Source organism: Rhizobium sp. BT03 (assembly GCF_030053155.1).
GTDB lineage: Bacteria > Pseudomonadota > Alphaproteobacteria > Rhizobiales > Rhizobiaceae > Rhizobium.
In genome coordinates this window covers 94,353-111,279 of record NZ_CP125645.1, presented here as the reverse complement: position 1 = coordinate 111,279, position 16,927 = coordinate 94,353, and the positions used below count along the sequence as shown (strand labels likewise).

Genomic DNA, 16,927 nt, shown 5'->3' with positions numbered 1-16,927 from the left:
CTACTCAGACCCCTTCTTCCGGGCTGCGTCGTCCGTCAGCTCATACCACATGGCGTTGAGGACGGCGAAGGCGGCTGCCAGCGGCAGGCCGAGGATCCATGCAAAATACCACATCGTTTCGTCTCCCTCAGTAGGCGTGGCTGTTCTTGTCGGTCACGGACTTCTCGTCGACCTTGCCCCACAGAACCTTGTAGACCCAGGCCGTGTAGGCAAAGATGATCGGCAGGAAAATCGCCGACACCACCAGCATGATGAACAGCGTCATATGGCTGGAGGATGCGTCCCAGACCGTCAGGCTCGAGCGCGGATCGAGCGAGGAGGGCAGGATGAACGGGAACATCGAGAGACCGACCGTCGAGATGATACCTGTTATCGCGACGGTGCTGAAGAGCAGTGTCATCACCTCGCGCCTTGCCCGCATGGCGATAAAGGCCAGGGCCGCGCCGGCAAAGCCGAGAACGGGTGCGGCGATCATCCAGGAATGGTCGGCGTAATTGACAAGCCAGGCGCTCTTTTCGATCACCACCGTTTTCAGCAGCGGATTGGAAGGTCCGATCGGGCTGATATCGCTGGTGATACGGTAGCCGCCGACGCCGACCCACAGAAAGAGGCCGCCCAGCGCAAACAGCACGATGGTAACAAGGGCGGCGATGCTGCCATAACTTCTGGCCCGTTCCGCAACCAAGCCGCTCGCCTTCAGCACCAGCCAGGCCGCACCATGCATCGTCAGCATGGCGAGGGAGAGCAGGCCGCAAAGCAGGGCAAAGGGGTTGAGCAGAGCGAAGAACGAGCCTTCGTAAAAGATCCGCATGTCGTCGGCAAAGCGGAAGGGCACGCCCTGCAGCACATTGCCGACGGCGACGCCGAAGATCAGCGACGGCACAAAGCCGCCGATAAAGAGCGCCCAGTCCCAGCCGTTGCGCCAGCGGGCGCTGTCCCGCTTCGAGCGATATTTGAAGCCGACCGGGCGCAGGATGAGCGCGAAAAGGATCGCAAACATCGCCAGGTAGAAGCCCGAAAACGAGACTGCATAAAGCGGCGGCCAGGCGGCGAAGATGGCGCCGCCGCCGAGGATCAGCCAGACCTGGTTGCCTTCCCAGGTGGCGCCGATGGTGTTGATGACCACGCGCCGTTCCGTATCGGTCCTGGCGACGAAGGGCAGAAGCGTGCCGACGCCGAGGTCGAAGCCGCCTGTCGCCGCAAAGGCGATCAGCAGAACGCCGAGCAGCAGCCACCAGATGAGACGCAGGGTTTCATAATCGAGGAGTTCGTGAAGGATCATGGCGGCTCACTCCGCGGCCGGGACGAGGGTTTCGGAAATCAGCACGGCTTCCGGCTCGTCGTCCGGCTCCGGCCCTTGGCGGATCGTCTTGATCATCAGGCTCATCTCGATGACGATCAGCACCGTGTAAAGTGCTGCAAAACCGATGATCGTCAGCAACACGGTGCCGGCGCCGAGGCTGGAGACGGCCGCCGCCGTCGGCAGGACGCCTTCGATCACCCAGGGCTGGCGGCCGAACTCGGCGACGACCCAGCCAAGCTCGATCGCGACCCAGGGCAGGGGGATCGCCAGCACGGCAATCCTGAGAAGCAGCGGATATTTGTCGAGATGGCGGCGCGCCGAAAGCCAGAAGAAGGTTGATGTCAAGAGGATGAAGAAGATGCCAAGGCCGACCATGATGCGGAAGGACCAGAAGAGCGTCGGCACATGCGGGATCGTATCGCGCGCCGCCTGGACGATCTGCGCGTCGGTGGCCTGCCGGGGATCGTCGACATAGCGCTTCAGCAGAAGGGCATAACCGAGATCATGGCCGAGATCCTCGAAGGAGCTGCGCACCTCCTGCGCCACCTGATCCTGCGCCGGGGCTGAGCGGATCTGCATCAGCGCGTCGTAAGCCTTGATGCCGTCGCGGATGCGGGTTTCGGCCTGCTGTTCGAGCTTGTCGATGCCGGGGATCTCTGTCGTCAGCGACCGTGTGCCGATCAGGCCCATGACCCAGGGAATGTGGACGGCGAAATGCGTTTCGCGCGCTTCCTGATCCGGGAAGCCGAAGGCGGTGAAGGCGGCCGGCGCCGGCTCGGTCTTCCACATGCCCTCGATCGCCGCGAGCTTCATCTTCTGGTTTTCGGTGGCGAGATAACCGCTCTCGTCGCCGAGCACGACCACCGAGAGCGCCGAAGCGAGACCGAAGGAAGCGGCGACCGTCATCGAGCGCTTGGCAAGCTCGACATGCCGGCCCTTCAGCACATACCAGGCCGAGACGCCGAGCACGAAGATCGAGGCGCAGACATAACCCGCCGATACCGTATGGACGAATTTCGCCTGGGCGACCGGATTGAAGACCACGTCGAAGAAGCTTGTGATCTCCATGCGCATCGTCTGCGGATTGAGCGCCGATCCCACCGGATTCTGCATCCAGCCATTGGCAATGAGGATCCAGAGCGCTGAAAAATTCGAGCCGAGCGCCACCGCCCAGGTGGCGACGAGATGGCCGACCTTCGACAGCTTGTCCCAGCCGAAAAAGAACAGGCCGACGAAGGTCGCCTCGAGGAAGAAGGCCATCAGGCCTTCGATCGCCAGCGGCGCGCCGAAGATGTCGCCGACATAATAGCTATAATAGCTCCAGTTCATGCCGAACTGGAATTCCATGACGATGCCGGTGGCGACGCCGATCACGAAATTGATGCCGAACAGCGTCCCCCAGAATTTCGTCATCTGCCGCCAGATCTGGCGGCCGGTCATCACATAGACGGTTTCCATGATCGCGAGCAGCACGGACAGACCGAGCGTCAGCGGTACGAACAGGAAGTGGTAAAGCGCCGTCAGCGCGAATTGAAAGCGCGATAGCGCAACGATATCTAGTTCCATTGTCTTTCTCCCACGGTCCCACGGGGTACGGAGCGTTCCTCAGCGCCGGGTGGCGCCTGAGGGCATGCGAATTCGCTCAGTCCGGCCGAAGCCGGTCGAGCGCCTTTTCGAACGCCGCCTCTCCGCGGCGCGAAACTTCTGTGATGCGGCCGCCTTCGATGACGGCGATGCGGTCTGCGATAACAGCCTCGCGGCGGATATGGGTGGCGATCACCAGCGAGCGGCCGGCCGCCATCGCCGACAGGCGACCGAGCACGTCGCGGGCCGTGGCGCCGTCGAGGCCCTCTGTGGGTTCATCGAGCAGCCAGAGCGGCGTGTCGCGCAGGAAGAGCCGGGCCAGCGCCAGCCGGCGCGACTGACCGCCGGAAAGGCCGAGCCCGCCTTCGCCGAGCGGCGTATCGATCCCCCGCGCCATGGCCTCGACATCCGCAAGCAGACCGGCGGCAGCGAGCGCTTCCCGCAGACGCGCTTCGCTGGCGCCTGGGTTGGCAAGAGCGAGATTGCCGCGCAAATTATCCTCGAAGAGTTCCGTCCGCTGCGTCAGCAAGGTCGCCCTTGTCGCCGCAGCATCCCCCGCGCTCGCCGGCAGCTCGCCGGAAAGCAGGGCGAGCAGGCTCGACTTGCCGGCGCCGCTGCTGCCGATCACGGCCAAGCGTTCGCCTTGCCGAAGCGTCAGCTCGATGCCCTGGAGTGCGGGCACGGCGGAATTTTCGTGGAAGGCGGAGACATCCGTCAGCGAAAAAGCATATCCCGGCAGCGCCGCCGCCAATGGATCGGATGCCCGCGCGCCGGCAAGCCGCGGCGCCACGCGCCTTGCCGCAAGCAGCGTCCGCCCAAGTTCCAGCGCGCCGCGGCGCAGTGCCGCGAAGGGTTCGGTCGCCGCGAAGGCGACCAGCAGGCCGAGAGCTGCGACGGGAGCGGTGATCGCCTTGGTCTCCGCAAGAGCGGCGACGGCAAGCAGCGATGCCGTCAACAGCAGGGTGGAGACCAAGCCGAAGCCGAAGGTCAGGCCGGTCTCGACGCGGTTCAATCGGTCGTCGGCGCCGGCGGTGTAATGGTCTGCCGCAGCGATTGCCTGCCTTTGCGCCGCAAGCCGGCCGGCCATCAGGAGGTCGGTCTGGCCGGCGACGAGATCGATCGTCCGCGACCGCAGCGCCTCGATGCCGTGGGCGCGCCGGCGGGCATGTTTGCGAGCCGCCCGGGCGGCGATCAAGGGCAGGCCGAGGCCGGCACCGGCGAGAAAAAGGCCGGAGAACAGACCGAGCAAGGGATGCATGAGTCCCAGCACCAGGCTTGCCGCAAAGGTGGCGCCGATCGCCACCGCGGCCGGCACGAGGATCCTGAGATAAAGGGAGTCGAGCGCATCGATATCGGCCGTCAGACGGAAGAGCAGCCGTGCCGGACGATGCAGGAGCGCGCGCGCCGCGCCCGGTTCGGCAAAGCCGCGAAACAGTCTTTCGCGCAAGGCTGCGAGCACACCGAGCGTCGCGTCATGGGTCGCAAGCCTTTCCCCGTAGCGCGCCGCCGTCCTGACAATGGCGAGCAGGCGGATACCGGCCGAGGGCGCAAAAACATCGAAGGTGATGGCGGCGGCGGAAAGGCCGGCAAGCGAGGTGGCGGTGATGAACCAGCCGGACAGGCCGAGCAGGGCGATGCCCGCCGTGACCGTCGCCGCCGAAAGGGCGGCGCCGAGCAGCAGAGCGGGCCGGCGCTCGGCAAGAAACAGACGCAGGATCGGCTTGAGGTCTGCAGCAAATCTGCTCATTCGGCGGCCTCCCTCATCATGATATCGGCGTCGATGCGGATGCTGCGATGCATGCGCGCGGCCAGCCGCGGATCGTGAGTGGCAACGATCAACGTGCGGCCCCTCGCGAGCGAAAGCAGGCTCTCGGTCACGTCGGCTGCGGTGGCGGCATCGAGATGCGCGGTCGGCTCGTCGGCGAGGATGATCCTCAGATGCGGATTACAGGCCGCCCGCGCGATCGCAAGCCTGAGCACCTCGCCGCCGGACAGTCCGATGCCGCCCTCGCCGAGCGGCCGGCCGCCATAGGCCTCCGCCACCTTTCCGAGTCTGGCGGCATCCAGTGCGTCGGCCACATCGCCGCGCAGCACGCCGGCTCTGCCGAGTGCGATATTCCCCGCAACGGTGCCGGCAAAGATATGCGGCTTCTGGCCGATCGAGGCCATGCCGCTGCGCAATGCCGCAGCAGTCTCATCCGCGAGCTCGACATCGCCGATGACGATGCGGCCGCCGGTGCAGGGGGCCAGTCCCGCCATCAGCGACAGGAGCGTCGATTTGCCGGATCCGCTGGCGCCGAGAAGCGCCAGATGTTCGCCGGCAGCGATATCGAGGTTGAAACCGTCGAGGATCAGCGGTTCGTCTGCGCCATAGCGAAAAGCGAGACTATCGAAGCGGATGGCCGGCGCCTCGGTGCGGGTAAGCGCCGCGGCCTCGGCCGATCCCCGGATCGGCAAACCACCAGCAGCCAGAGTATCCAGCGCTTTCAGCGCCGCTTCGCCGGCCGCCCGATCGTGCCAGACGGCCGAAAGCTCGCGCAGCGGTTCGAAGAAGGCCGGCGCCAGCAGCAGAATGAACAATCCCTCGGCCAGGTCGAGCCGGCCTGCCCACGTGCCGAAGCGGATCTCACCGAGCAGACTGAAGCCGACATAGACGGCAATCATCGCCACGCCGAGTGCGGCAAAAAGCTCGAGCACGGCCGAGGAGAGAAAAGCAATCTTCAGCACCGCCATGGTGCGCATACGCAACGATTCCGCCTCGCGGCGCAGCCTGAGCGCGGTGGCCTCCACCGCATCGAGCGCCCGGATCGTCGCCAGTCCACGCAGTCGGTCGAGCAGGAAACCGTTGAGGCCACCTGTTGCAACGAGTTGTTTTTCGCTGGCCGCCTGCGCACGCCAGCCGATCAGCGCCATGAAGATGGGGATGAGCGGCGCGGCGAACAGCAAAACCAGCGCGGCGATCCAGGAGACGGGAAGGATCGCGGCAAGGATGACCAGCGGCACGAGGCTCGCCTTCACCCGCGCCGGCTGGAAGCGGGCGAGATAGGGCACGATGAGTTCGGCCTGCTCGCCGATGACGCTCGCGGCTTCGCCGGAGGCCGGCCGGCCACGATCGATCGGCGACGACAGGCAAAGGGCCGCCGCCGCGACCTGCCGCCTGCGGCTGAGCTCGGCGCGCGCAGCCTGAAAGGCAAGACGGCCGCCGGCTGCGTCGAGACAGCTTCTTGCCAATCCGAGGGTGAGGATGCCGAGAGCCGGCCAGAGGACGTCGTGCAAGCCGCCGCCATCGGCAATGCGGCCGACCGAGACGGCGAGCAAGCCGGCCTGCGGGATCCAGATGACGGCGGCCAGCGCCTGCAGCATAGCCGCCCCGCGCAGCCCGGCTTTCGCCGCCTCACCGCGGGCCGAAACGGCATCGCCGTCCGGCGGTGGCGTCTCTGATCCGTTTGTCGCGTCGAAGAAAGCAGTGCCCATGGCGCTAACTCTTGTTCGCAGGATTCGGCCGGCGGCTGCGGCCGAGCGAAACCACCCGGTCCTTGGCCTCCAGAAGCTTTGTCACTTTCGCGCCCAGCGAGAGTAGCGTTGCGAGCCTTTCGGTTTCAAGTTGTTTTACGTCTTCATACCAATGGGTCAGCTGCTCGATCAGCGTGTGCATTTCGCTCATACGCTGCTGCGCATGACGTTCGGCCTCGCTGGCGGGGCGCTGCATCAGGATTTCGCGCAGAACCGACAGCGTCGGATCGACCTCACGCTTCTTTCGTTCCTCGGCAAGCGTTCGCAAGATGAGCCAGACATCATCCGGCGTCGTGAAGAAATCGCGGCGGTCGTCCGGCCTGTGTCTGAGAAGGACGAGGTTCCAGGCCTGCAATTCGCGCAGGCTCATCGAGACATTGGAGCGCGAGATGCCGAGCGAGTCGGCGATCTCCTCGGCGCAAAGCGGCGACGGCGAGACGAATAGCAGGGCATAGATCTGGCCGACCGTGCGGTTTATTCCCCAGCGGGAGCCCATTTCGCCGAAGTGGAGAACGAAGGACTGGACAAGAGGCGGCAGGTTCATCGTTGTTTCCGTTACGTCTGTGATTTCAGAAATTTCTGAAATCACTATACTCACTGTTACAGCTCGCCGACAATCGGCAAGGCGGTCCTGCGTCAATTTGGATGCCCGTTCTTCGATCCTGCGTCAGCTATAGCCTGACGCAACATGGCTGGATTTGATTTGGGTCAATTCCGCCACACTTTACCGCGGTAACGCAAAAACGCCCGGCAATGCGTTACCGGGCGTTCTGATTGAACTGCGATGATAGACGCGACTGCCGCCACTGATGGAGGCAGACGGAATGCCGTTGGCTTAAATCATGCCGGCAAGGATGCCGACGCCTGCTATGGCGGCAACACTGCCAGCCGCGCGCGTTACGAAGGCGCCCTGCCGTTCACCGGCACGGCCGATGACATAGCCAAGACCGAGGCCGGCGGCATGGAGAAGCGCGGTCGCAATCATGAAACCGGCAGCATAAGCGGCACCGCCGGCATCCTCCGGCATCTCCACCCCGTGGGCATGCCCGTGAAAGATCGCGAAGAGGCCGACGACACCCATCGCAAGGGCGGTCGGCGCCTTGACATTGAGCGCAACGATCGCGCCGAGGACGACCACGGAAAGCGCAATGCCGGTTTCAACGAAGGGAAGATTGACGCCGGAAACGCCGAGAGCACCGCCAAGCGCCATCACCAGAACGAAGGTCGCCGGCACCAGCCAGGTGGCGCGGCCACCGAGCTGAAATGCGAAAACGCCGACCATCACCATGGCGAGGACATGATCGAGACCGGAAACGGGATGACTGAAGCCGTGGACAAAACCGGAGGTTTGACCAACACCGGTATGCGCATAGGCGACGGCTGGAAGCGCGGCGGCAGCCAAGGCCAGCAGGCCGCTCTTGAGTGCTGATTTCATGGTTCATTTCCTCGTGAGGTTTCGAAATCCGGCGGCGGCCGAATACAGGCCCGGTTCCAGGTCGCGCGCATCACGCTAGTTCAAAGAATTCGCGCCGTCAACGAAAATGCCGTGAAATACCAAGCCGATTCAATTGCTTATCTGATAGGCAGATGCCGCTTTCGATAGCGCCGCCCATCACTCGGCCGGCGTGCCGAGCCCCTTCGCGTTTTAAACAGTTTCTTCCGCATGCTGGAAAGAGCCAGGCACAGCGGCTATCAATCCAGCCGAGGCGGCAGATCGCCGCGATGGAGGAGATCCCCATGACGAAGACCGAACGGCCGCTGGTAATCAGCGCGCCCGAGCCGCGCACGCTCGATCTGATCTTCACCGACAAGGCGCGCGCCGAACTGCAGGCGAAATATGAAATCGTCGAGGCCGATCCCGAAAATATCGCCGGGCTCGGCGACGAGATCCTCGGCAGGACCCGTTACATCATCGGCCAGCCGCCGCTCTCAGTGGAAACGCTGGCTGGAATGCCGGCCCTGCGCTCGATCCTCAACGTCGAAAGCAATCTGTTGAACAACATGCCCTATGAGGTGCTTTTCGAGCGCGGCATCCATGTCGTGACGACGGGCCAGGTCTTCGCCGAGCCGGTCGCCGAAATCGGTCTCGGCTTCGCGCTGGCCCTGGCGCGCGGCATCGTCGATGCGGATGTCGCCTTCCGCCAGGGCGCCGAACTCTGGGGCGGGGAGGGCAATGCGAGTGCCCGGCTGATCGCCGGTTCCGAGATCGGCATCGTCGGCTTCGGCGATCTCGGCAAGGCCCTGCGCCGGCTGCTGTCCGGCTTCAGGGCGCGCATCAGGGTGTTCGATCCCTGGCTGCCCCGCTCGATCCTCGAGGAAAACGGCGTCGAGCCGGCAAGCCTGGAGGATGTGCTGACAAAGAGCGATTTCGTCTTCGTCGTCGCCGCCGTCACCAGTGAAAACAAGGGATTTCTCGGTGCCGACGCCTTCGCCGGCATGCGCCGCGGGGCGGCCTTCATCCTGCTCAGCCGCGCCGACGTCGTCGATTTCGAAGCGCTGATGGCGGCCGTCTCGTCTGGTCATATCGTCGCGGCAAGCGACGTCTACCCGGAGGAGCCGCTGCCGGCCGACCACCCGGTGCGGAGCCTGAAAGGCTTCATCCGCTCGGCGCATCGGGCCGGCGCCCTCGACAGCGCCTTCAAGAAGATGGGCGACATGGTGCTCGAGGATATGGACCTGATGGATCGCGGCCTGCCGCCGATGCGCTGCAAGCGGGCGGAACGCGAAACGGTTTCGCGCATGCGTTCCAAACCGGTCGCGGTCAATTAGCTTCGACCGTCGACGGAAAGAGCCACCGCGACGACGTCCGGTACGATCCGTTACCGATGTTCCAACGCTCCACTTTGTCACATAACTGAAAAACTTCTGACCTAACGAGACGTCCGGGTCTCCGCTGGTGCGGCCGTCGATCAGGAGTGACGAAATCATGTTGGAACGTGTTGGCAGCGGATCGAAAGAGGTTGAAACCCTGGTCGTGGACCTCGGGCAGAAAGACGTGACCGGCCGTTATGCATCGGCAAAAACCATCGACGCCAGCGAAATACGCAAGATCGCGCCGAGTGGCGACGGCCAGGCGCTCGACATCTCCGCCGCGCGGCTGGGCTTCGTCGGGCCTACGCCGGCCAAAAGCGGCGGCTCCGCGATACTGGTCGATGCAAAGGCGAGCACGACCGAAACCGATCCGGGCACCGACCTCAAGATCGACCTCGACGGTTTGAAGAAGGTTGCGGCTTCCGAATTCGACAGCACCGTGCCCAACAATATCACCCACCTGTTCAACCCGACCATCCAGGCGATGGCCAACCAGTTTTACGGGGGAGACAGCGCCGAGGTTCGCGATCAGTTCAAGGCCGACGTCAAGGCGCTTCTCGGTCCGCTGCTCGACAAGGTCGGCGCCGGAGAGGTCAGTCAAGCTGACCTCGGCGGCCTACTGGAGCGCCTGACGTCGCGGCTGAACGCCCCCGGCGGCAAGGAGGTCTGGGGCTACCGCCATGCGGTGCAGACGGCACTGGAAGGGCTCGTCATGGGCACCAGCCTGGTCTCGAAGCTGCCGACCAATACCGACTGGGACAAGAGCATCTCGCCGCTACCCTCCAGCAATCTCGCCAGCTATTCGTTCAACGACGTCATGGCGATGATCATGGTCGGCACCGGACTGGCCGGCAAGGGGATCGCCGCCAACGGCTCAGGTGACGGGCGCTTCTTCGCAGGCAGCGGCGGCGACGCTTGGATCGCCGAGCGCATGTTCGGCACCAAGGACAACGGCTGGAGCAAGACCATCCAGGCTCTCGACCTGCCCTATATCGACAGCGAATATCTAACATCGAGCCTGAAGAAGATGGCGCGCGCCATGGGCGTGGAGGTCACCGAGCCCGTCGTGGAGCGCCCGATCGACGAGAACGACATCCTCGAAAGCAAGGTGCTGCGCGGTTATGCGCCGTCGACGGCCTATGAACCGACGCTGAAGAAGCTCGACGAACTCAAATACGGCATTCTCGGCGACGCCGTGAAGGACGTGAACCGCGATTTCGTCGCGCCCGACAACATGGACCACCTCGACCAGCTGACGCCGGAGCAGAAGGCGACGCTGCTCTACGACCTCATCGAGATCAAGCAGCAGTTCAATGGCTATATGAGCCAATATGGCGACAGCGTGCCCGATGGCGAGCGCGTCGGCAAGGACCTCGACGCACGGATCGAAAAGCTGACGGCCGATCCTGCGACGCAGCAGCATCTCTCGGACATATTCGCGAGCGGCATGAAGGAATATCTGCAGCGTCCTGAGAATTCCGATCTGCTCACCAACATCGAAGACGCCTATCTGATCGATATCGGCGGCGGCAAGGCGATCGACCGGGCGCTCAGCGCCGGCAAGAGCTTCGACGACGCCCTGAAGAATTATTATTCCGAGCTCAACACGCTCGTCGATCTCCTGCCCCAGGATTATATCGACGCGCATATCGACGCCGCGAACGTCACCTTCGCCAACATCGTCAAGGAACATTATATCGGCGACGGCCAGGGCGTCGATCTCCAGCCGCTGCTGTCGGGGCCGGATGACACCTTCGTGCCCGGCGCGACGAATGACGCCATCAGCCAGTTGGCAAACACGTTCGCCGAGGATTTCATCAGCAAAAACGGCCCGGCGGATAGCGGCGAAACCCTGAAACAGAACCTGGCGCAGGACATAGCGCGCGACGTCGACGGTGTTCTGCGCATGGTGCGCGGCGGCATGAAGCTCGACGACGCGGTCGCCTCCTTCAAGGATTCGCTCGACCTGCCGCGCCAGACCCGCACACCCGCCGGCATCGATGCCGAGGTGTACAAGGCCGGCCTCGTCCATGCCGTCCAGATGCTCAGCATGTCGAGCGTGCTGGTGGCGCGCGGCCTCGGCGTCGGCGGCAAGTGGACGCCGGCCGATATCGCCGCCGCGGTCGGCTCGGCGACGCAGATCGTCGGCATGACGATGGAAGGGTTGGGCAAGAATCTCGACGTTGCCGGCAAGCCGTTCAGCGCCTTCGGCAATCAGCCGGGCAGCTGGGGCAAGGGGATCTCCATGAGCTTCTCGCCGAAGACGATGGAAGCGGCCGGCAAGATTCTCGGCGCGGCCGGCGGCCTCGCCATGGCGGGCCTCGGCTTCTATTCGGCGTCGCGGTCGATGAAGGCCGGTGACCGCGCCAAGGGCGCGCTCGAAATCATCGGCGGCATTGCCGGCACCGGCAATGCACTGATCGGCTTCTCCGAAGCGATGCTCTATCTGACCAACGCCATGTCCCGCGCCTTCTCAGGGCTTGGAACGGTGGCGCCCGAAGTGGTGACCATCTTCAGCAACGCCGCCAAAGCCGGCCTTGCCGCGGCCGGGCTGGTCACCGGCCTCGTCGCATCAGGCGTCGGGCTGGCGCTTGGCCTATGGGATATGGCCAATGGCGTGAAGAAGCTCGACAAGATGGAAAAGCAGCTGAACGAGAAGCTGGAGCGCTACACCGGCGAGTCCGTGCATCTCGAGTTCCGGCCGGACCCGTCATTCATCTGGTAAAGGCATTCGTCGGCGGCAACGATGACCGCCGCCCCGGCAAAAACCGGGAAAATGCCGTGCGAGCCCCGGTAAAATGCGATTTTTGATCTCTCCGCGCGAGGCCGCCGCATTTTATGCAACCGCGATGTCGCGATCGGGCTTGAATTATCACGCAAAGGTCGATCTTATGCCTAACGTAAGGTAAACGACGTCACCCGCGGAAAGCGGAAAAAGAAAATCAAAGGGAACGCATGTCATCGATCGCACCAGCATCTTCGGATATCGATACGGTTTCATTTCTCCGGCTAAACGCCAAGTCCGATCCTAAGTCCGAAAATTCCACGAGCCAGGGCAAGACCACGAGCACCACGGTCAAGAAGGCATCGCCCTTTGCCTCTGACGGGACGACGACGGCAGGCCTGACGATTTTCTCGTCCACATCGGCGCAGACGACCAGCCCGAAGTTCGTTTCGCTCGCCGGCACATCGAATGGCGTTTCCAGCCCGACCGCGCCGATCCAGCCGGTCATCGATCTCCTGTTCAATTCCGATTTCATGAGCGAGATCAACCAGGGCTTCATGGAAGGGCTGAAGGACAAGGACAAGTCCTTCGAGAGCATCGACGTCGTCAAAAACCCGCAGAATTACACCGCCGAGCAGAAACTGATCATGTATCTCGATCTGCTTCAGACCAAGGCGACCTTCGGCAAATACAAGGACAGCCTCGGTGACAACCAGCGCGGCATTTATAACGACCAGGAGATCCTGAAGGATCTCGACAAGTCGATCGCCATCCTGGGATCGGACCCCGACGTCAACTCGCTGATGACGGAGAAGGCGCTGAAGGCCTTCAAGCTGATCTTCTCCGGCTACCGCGTCGCACCGGCCGATACGAACAAGGATGCGTCCGAGATCATCAACGACACGATCACGCGTGACGAGAAGATGAAGGACCTGCGTACGAAGGTCGAGGATGCCTTCGAGCGCGACATCGTCAATGGCGGCCTGCTGAACGACGGCCTCAAATCCGGCAAGGATGTCGCCACCATTCTCAAGGAATATAATGCCGCGCTCGGCTTTTATTCCATGGTGCTTCCCGACGATTTCGTGAAGCAGCGCTCGGCGATCGCCGACAAGACCTATGCCGAATTCTTCGACAAGAACGTGCTGCCGACGATCTCCGATCCGACGACGGCGCTCGATGGCCTGATCCGCATGGGACTGGCCGGCGACAAGACCGAACGGGAGCTGAAGGGGCTCGGCTCCGTTCTGCCGGTGGTCGATTCCGACCAGTCGCTCGGGCTCGGCGGCAGCCTGTTCCCGGATCTGAAGATCGACCTCGACGGTTTGAAGAAGGTTGCGGCTTCCGAATTCGGCAGCACCGTTCCCAACAATATCACCCACCTGTTCAACCCAACCATCCAGGCGATGGCCAACCAGTTTTACGGGGGAGACAGCGCCGAGGTTCGCGATCAGTTCAAGGCCGACGTCAAGGCGCTTCTCGGTCCGCTGCTCGACAAGGTCGGCGCCGGAGAAATCGGCATCGGCGATCTCGCCGGCAATCTGGAGCGCCTGACGTCGCGGCTGAACGCCCCCGGCGGCAAGGAGGTCTGGGGCTACCGCCATGCGGTGCAGACGGCACTGGAAGGGCTCGTCATGGGCACCAGCCTGGTCTCGAAGCTGCCGACCAATACCGACTGGGACAAGAGCATCTCGCCGCTACCCTCCAGCAATCTCGCCAGCTATTCGTTCAACGACGTCATGGCGATGATCATGGTCGGCACCGGACTGGCCGGCAAGGGGATCGCCGCCAACGGCTCAGGTGACGGGCGCTTCTTCGCAGGCAGCGGCGGCGACGCTTGGATCGCCGAGCGCATGTTCGGCACCAAGGACAACGGCTGGAGCAAGACCATCCAGGCTCTCGACCTGCCCTATATCGACAGCGAATATCTGACATCGAGCCTCAAGGACATGGGGCTTTCCATGTCGGGGCTGATGAAGACGCTGATGCCGGGTACGGATGTGATCGATCCGATCATGGTCGACGGCAAAACCGCCGAAGAGGCGATCAAGAAGATCATTGCCCCGAGCCTGGACGCACTGGCCGAAACCCTGTTCAAGGGCAATGCCGAAGCCATGGCGCTATACAAGACCAACTTCACGACGGTCTTCACCTCGCTCTGGGGGTTGATGCGTCCGGGCGGCAGCATCGAAACCATCAAGGCCGAACTTGGCAAGCTGATCGACAAGACCGCCACCGCGGCGCCGGCAGGCGTCGATCCGGTGAAATACAAGGCGGCGCTCTCCTCCGGCGTGATGTCGGTGCTCACCGCCTCCCGCTCCATCTATGCCGGCCTCAACATGACGAGCCCGACCTGGGACAGCATCGGCGTCGTGGTTCTGCACGCCCTTGGCGCGCTGGCTCACATGGGCAGTGCACTCGGCTCGGCGATCAAGGCGTCGAATTTTTCGCTGCTGGATGGGATCAGCTCGCTCGTCGGCGTTTCCGACGAGCTGGCGCGGGCGCAGCGCAGCGTGCTTTCCGCCTTCTTCAAAAATACCGGGACGACGGTCGGCGCCGTTGCCGGCGTCGCCTGGCTGCCGGTGGAGTATTACCAGTTCCTGCAGGGGCTCACGAGCGGCAAGGGCGACCCGGTCGATCTCATCTTCATGGGCATCGGAACCGCGGCGGACACAATCGGCGCGATCGAGGGCATTGCCGGCGTTGCCAATATGCTGGTGAATTCCACCTTCCTCGGGCGCACGGGTGCAACGGTAGCGCTGGTCTCCGGCGGCTTCTCGCTCGCCTTCGCGGTCGCCGGCGCGGTGTCCTGGGCGGCCTGGTCGGGCTTTACCATCTATCAGAGCATCAAGCAGGAAAAGGCTTTCCACAAGCAGACCGACATGATGAACGACATGCTCAAGCGCACGGTCAACGACACGGTCGGCATCTACGCCAAAACCGGCCCGATCGTCGGCGCCAAGGGCGGCGTCAATCCCGCGCCCCGCGAACCGGAACAGCGCGAGCTTACGCCTGAGAACTGGGACGCGATCACCGCCGATGTCGAGAAGCGCCGCGGTACGCCAGTGGGCTGATCCGGGACGCTTTCACACCACCAAATATCTGGGTATTCACAAGCCCGGCCGGCTCGACGCCGGCCGGGCTTGTGAACATTACGTGACAGTAATCGAAGTATAAATTTTATGCGCAATCTGGATATTGGCTGCGTTTTATGGATAAAAATCGTTAAACTATAATATAATAGCCGATAAAATTGTCAAAGCAGACTGTGCCATCTGAAAATTAACCATCGGTTAAGTTTAAACAATTGACCAGCCGTTTTTTTATCCATATCAAATCATGCATTCATTTTGATAACTCCTTGATGGAAGTGCTCATATGGCCGTAGATGCAGTGAATTCCGACCTGAACCTGACGCCTGCGAACCCTGTCTCGGTGGAGCTGACAACTGATAAGACGGGTTCCACGAGCACGACCGGCAGCACGACGAAAAAGGTCGATCCGAACAGCGAGAGCGAGGTTCTCTCCGCTGCCGTGGATGCGTTTCTGCCGGGCATGATTTCCAACACCCTGATGCTGAACAATTCGCTTTTCAATTTCGCCAAGGAGGCGATCGACGAAGGCAGCGACGAGTAGCGTTCCCGTTCATCGTTTGCAGTTGACGTGTACCGAGTTGAGGAATTGCAATGAGTGGAGAAGAACTTTCCGGCCGCGCCTTCACGCCGCCCGTCGATGGCGTATCGACAGGCAATGTCCTGAAGACCTCGGAAATCGTGGCGGAGCGGATCGGGCTGCAGCCGGCGGATTTCGCCGGCCTTCGGCCAACCGAACTCGCATCCATTCCCAATAGCCAGGGCCGCAAGATCGCGCCTGAATCCGACGCCGTCCCGCCTTCCTATTCGCCGGAAGGCAATACGCGGCCCTCCAGCATTCTCGACCGGTTGTCGGCATTCTTCATGCCCGTGGCCGCAGGCGGCCAGCCGGAAACGCCGCTGGTGCGATTTGCCACCGACAAGGCTCACAGCGGCCCGAAGATCGAAGACATCGCCACATCGATCGACCGGCTGGAGAAATCGCAGCAATTCGCGACCGGCACGACGCTGCTGTCGTCGCTCACCCAGTCGGTGATGTCGTCGTCCAAACGGTTGACGCAGGGCCAGTGAGCATCATGACCACATCGGCCCATTCGAGATCATCGATCTCTTCGCCCGCGCGCAAAGTCCTTTCGAAGACCGCCATGCTCGCCCTCTGTCTGTTCCTCGCCGCCTGCAGCCAGGACGTGCTGACGGGCCTCGACCAACGCGATGCGTTGGATGCGCAGGTCTTGCTGGAACGCGCCGGCATCTCCGTCACGATGAAGAGCGAAAAGGGCGGGACTTATGCGATCGCCGCTGAATCGGCCGACCATGCCCGGGCGATCGAGCTTTTGGCCGGCGCCGGTCTGCCGCGCCAGTCGTTCGGCAATGTCGCCGAACTCTTTCCCGGCAACGGCTTCCTCGTGACGCCCTACGAACAGAAAGCCCGGATGAGCTACGCCATCGAGCAGCAGCTTGCCGAAACGCTCTCCGGGCTCGACGGCGTGGCGACGGCGCGCGTCCATGTGGTGTTGCCGGAGGAGAACGGCCGCGGGCTCATCAAGGAGAAGGCGAGGGCGGCGGCCGTGCTGCAATATCGCCCCGGCGCCAATCTCAACGAGATCGACATGAAAAGCCGATCCGTTCTGGTCAACAGCATCCGCGACCTCTCCTATGAGGATGTCTCGGTGGTGGTCAGCCCCTGGTCGGAGGTCGGCGCGCCGGCGGCTCCGGTGGCAGCGGCAGCGCCCGCCCCGGCGGTAACCGCAACGCCGGCACCTGCCGCAGCGCCATTCTCGATCGTGCAAAGCACTCTCTCGGCTTTCAAGGCCGCCAATCTGGCCGTGATCGGCGCAATCATCTTCGCCATCGGGGCATGCCTGCTGCTGCTATTGCCGCAGCGGAAGGAGCGCTGAG

Annotated in this window: 13 protein-coding genes; 6 read left to right on the top strand and 7 right to left on the bottom strand. The window is 63.0% G+C overall.

Annotation, left to right across the window (positions count from 1 at the left end; genetic code table 11):
* From cydX to QMO80_RS31590, 7 genes are all read right to left on the bottom strand, one after another.
* Positions 1–114 (bottom strand): cytochrome bd-I oxidase subunit CydX, encoded by a 114-nt coding sequence (cydX, locus tag QMO80_RS31620; protein WP_283201749.1) that lies wholly within the window; start codon positions 112–114, stop codon positions 1–3.
* 13 nt (positions 115–127) lie between these two features.
* The gene (gene cydB / locus QMO80_RS31615) at positions 128–1,282 is read right to left on the bottom strand and encodes a cytochrome d ubiquinol oxidase subunit II (protein ID WP_283201748.1); all 1,155 of its coding nucleotides are present in this window, start codon (positions 1,280–1,282) and stop codon (positions 128–130) included.
* Positions 1,283–1,288: 6 nt separating this feature from the next.
* On the bottom strand, positions 1,289–2,869 hold the full coding sequence (locus tag QMO80_RS31610; RefSeq protein ID WP_283201747.1) for a cytochrome ubiquinol oxidase subunit I: 1,581 nt from the start codon (positions 2,867–2,869) through the stop codon (positions 1,289–1,291).
* A gap of 76 nt (positions 2,870–2,945) precedes the next feature.
* Complete coding sequence (locus QMO80_RS31605; RefSeq protein WP_283201746.1) at positions 2,946–4,634, bottom strand: amino acid ABC transporter ATP-binding/permease protein; 1,689 nt, start codon at positions 4,632–4,634, stop codon at positions 2,946–2,948.
* Entirely contained in the window at positions 4,631–6,361 is a 1,731-nt protein-coding gene (gene cydD, locus QMO80_RS31600) for a thiol reductant ABC exporter subunit CydD (RefSeq protein WP_283201745.1), read from the bottom strand. The genes QMO80_RS31605 and cydD overlap by 4 nt, the downstream gene beginning before the upstream one ends.
* Before the next feature lie 4 nt (positions 6,362–6,365).
* Positions 6,366–6,944: a GbsR/MarR family transcriptional regulator gene (locus QMO80_RS31595; protein WP_283201744.1), complete on the bottom strand. Its 579-nt coding sequence runs from the start codon at positions 6,942–6,944 to the stop codon at positions 6,366–6,368.
* A 291-nt stretch (positions 6,945–7,235) separates the two neighbouring features.
* Positions 7,236–7,835: a HupE/UreJ family protein gene (locus QMO80_RS31590; protein WP_283201743.1), complete on the bottom strand. Its 600-nt coding sequence runs from the start codon at positions 7,833–7,835 to the stop codon at positions 7,236–7,238.
* A gap of 302 nt (positions 7,836–8,137) precedes the next feature.
* Here QMO80_RS31590 and QMO80_RS31585 point away from each other — a divergent pair, with 302 nt between their 5' ends.
* The 6 genes from QMO80_RS31585 (at position 8,138) to sctJ (ending at position 16,926) form a co-directional block, all read left to right on the top strand.
* On the top strand, positions 8,138–9,169 hold the full coding sequence (locus QMO80_RS31585; RefSeq protein ID WP_283201742.1) for a hydroxyacid dehydrogenase: 1,032 nt from the start codon (positions 8,138–8,140) through the stop codon (positions 9,167–9,169).
* A 157-nt stretch (positions 9,170–9,326) separates the two neighbouring features.
* Positions 9,327–11,936, top strand: a complete 2,610-nt coding sequence (locus QMO80_RS31580) for a hypothetical protein (protein WP_283201741.1) — start codon at positions 9,327–9,329, stop codon at positions 11,934–11,936.
* A gap of 230 nt (positions 11,937–12,166) precedes the next feature.
* On the top strand, positions 12,167–15,010 hold the full coding sequence (locus tag QMO80_RS31575; RefSeq protein WP_283201740.1) for a hypothetical protein: 2,844 nt from the start codon (positions 12,167–12,169) through the stop codon (positions 15,008–15,010).
* A 304-nt stretch (positions 15,011–15,314) separates the two neighbouring features.
* Positions 15,315–15,572, top strand: a complete 258-nt coding sequence (locus QMO80_RS31570; RefSeq protein WP_283201739.1) for a hypothetical protein — start codon at positions 15,315–15,317, stop codon at positions 15,570–15,572.
* A 50-nt stretch (positions 15,573–15,622) separates the two neighbouring features.
* Positions 15,623–16,099 (top strand): hypothetical protein, encoded by a 477-nt coding sequence (locus QMO80_RS31565; RefSeq protein WP_283201738.1) that lies wholly within the window; start codon positions 15,623–15,625, stop codon positions 16,097–16,099.
* Entirely contained in the window at positions 16,096–16,926 is an 831-nt protein-coding gene (sctJ, locus tag QMO80_RS31560) for a type III secretion system inner membrane ring lipoprotein SctJ (protein WP_283201737.1), read from the top strand. The genes QMO80_RS31565 and sctJ overlap by 4 nt, the downstream gene beginning before the upstream one ends.
* Position 16,927 lies beyond the last annotated feature (1 nt).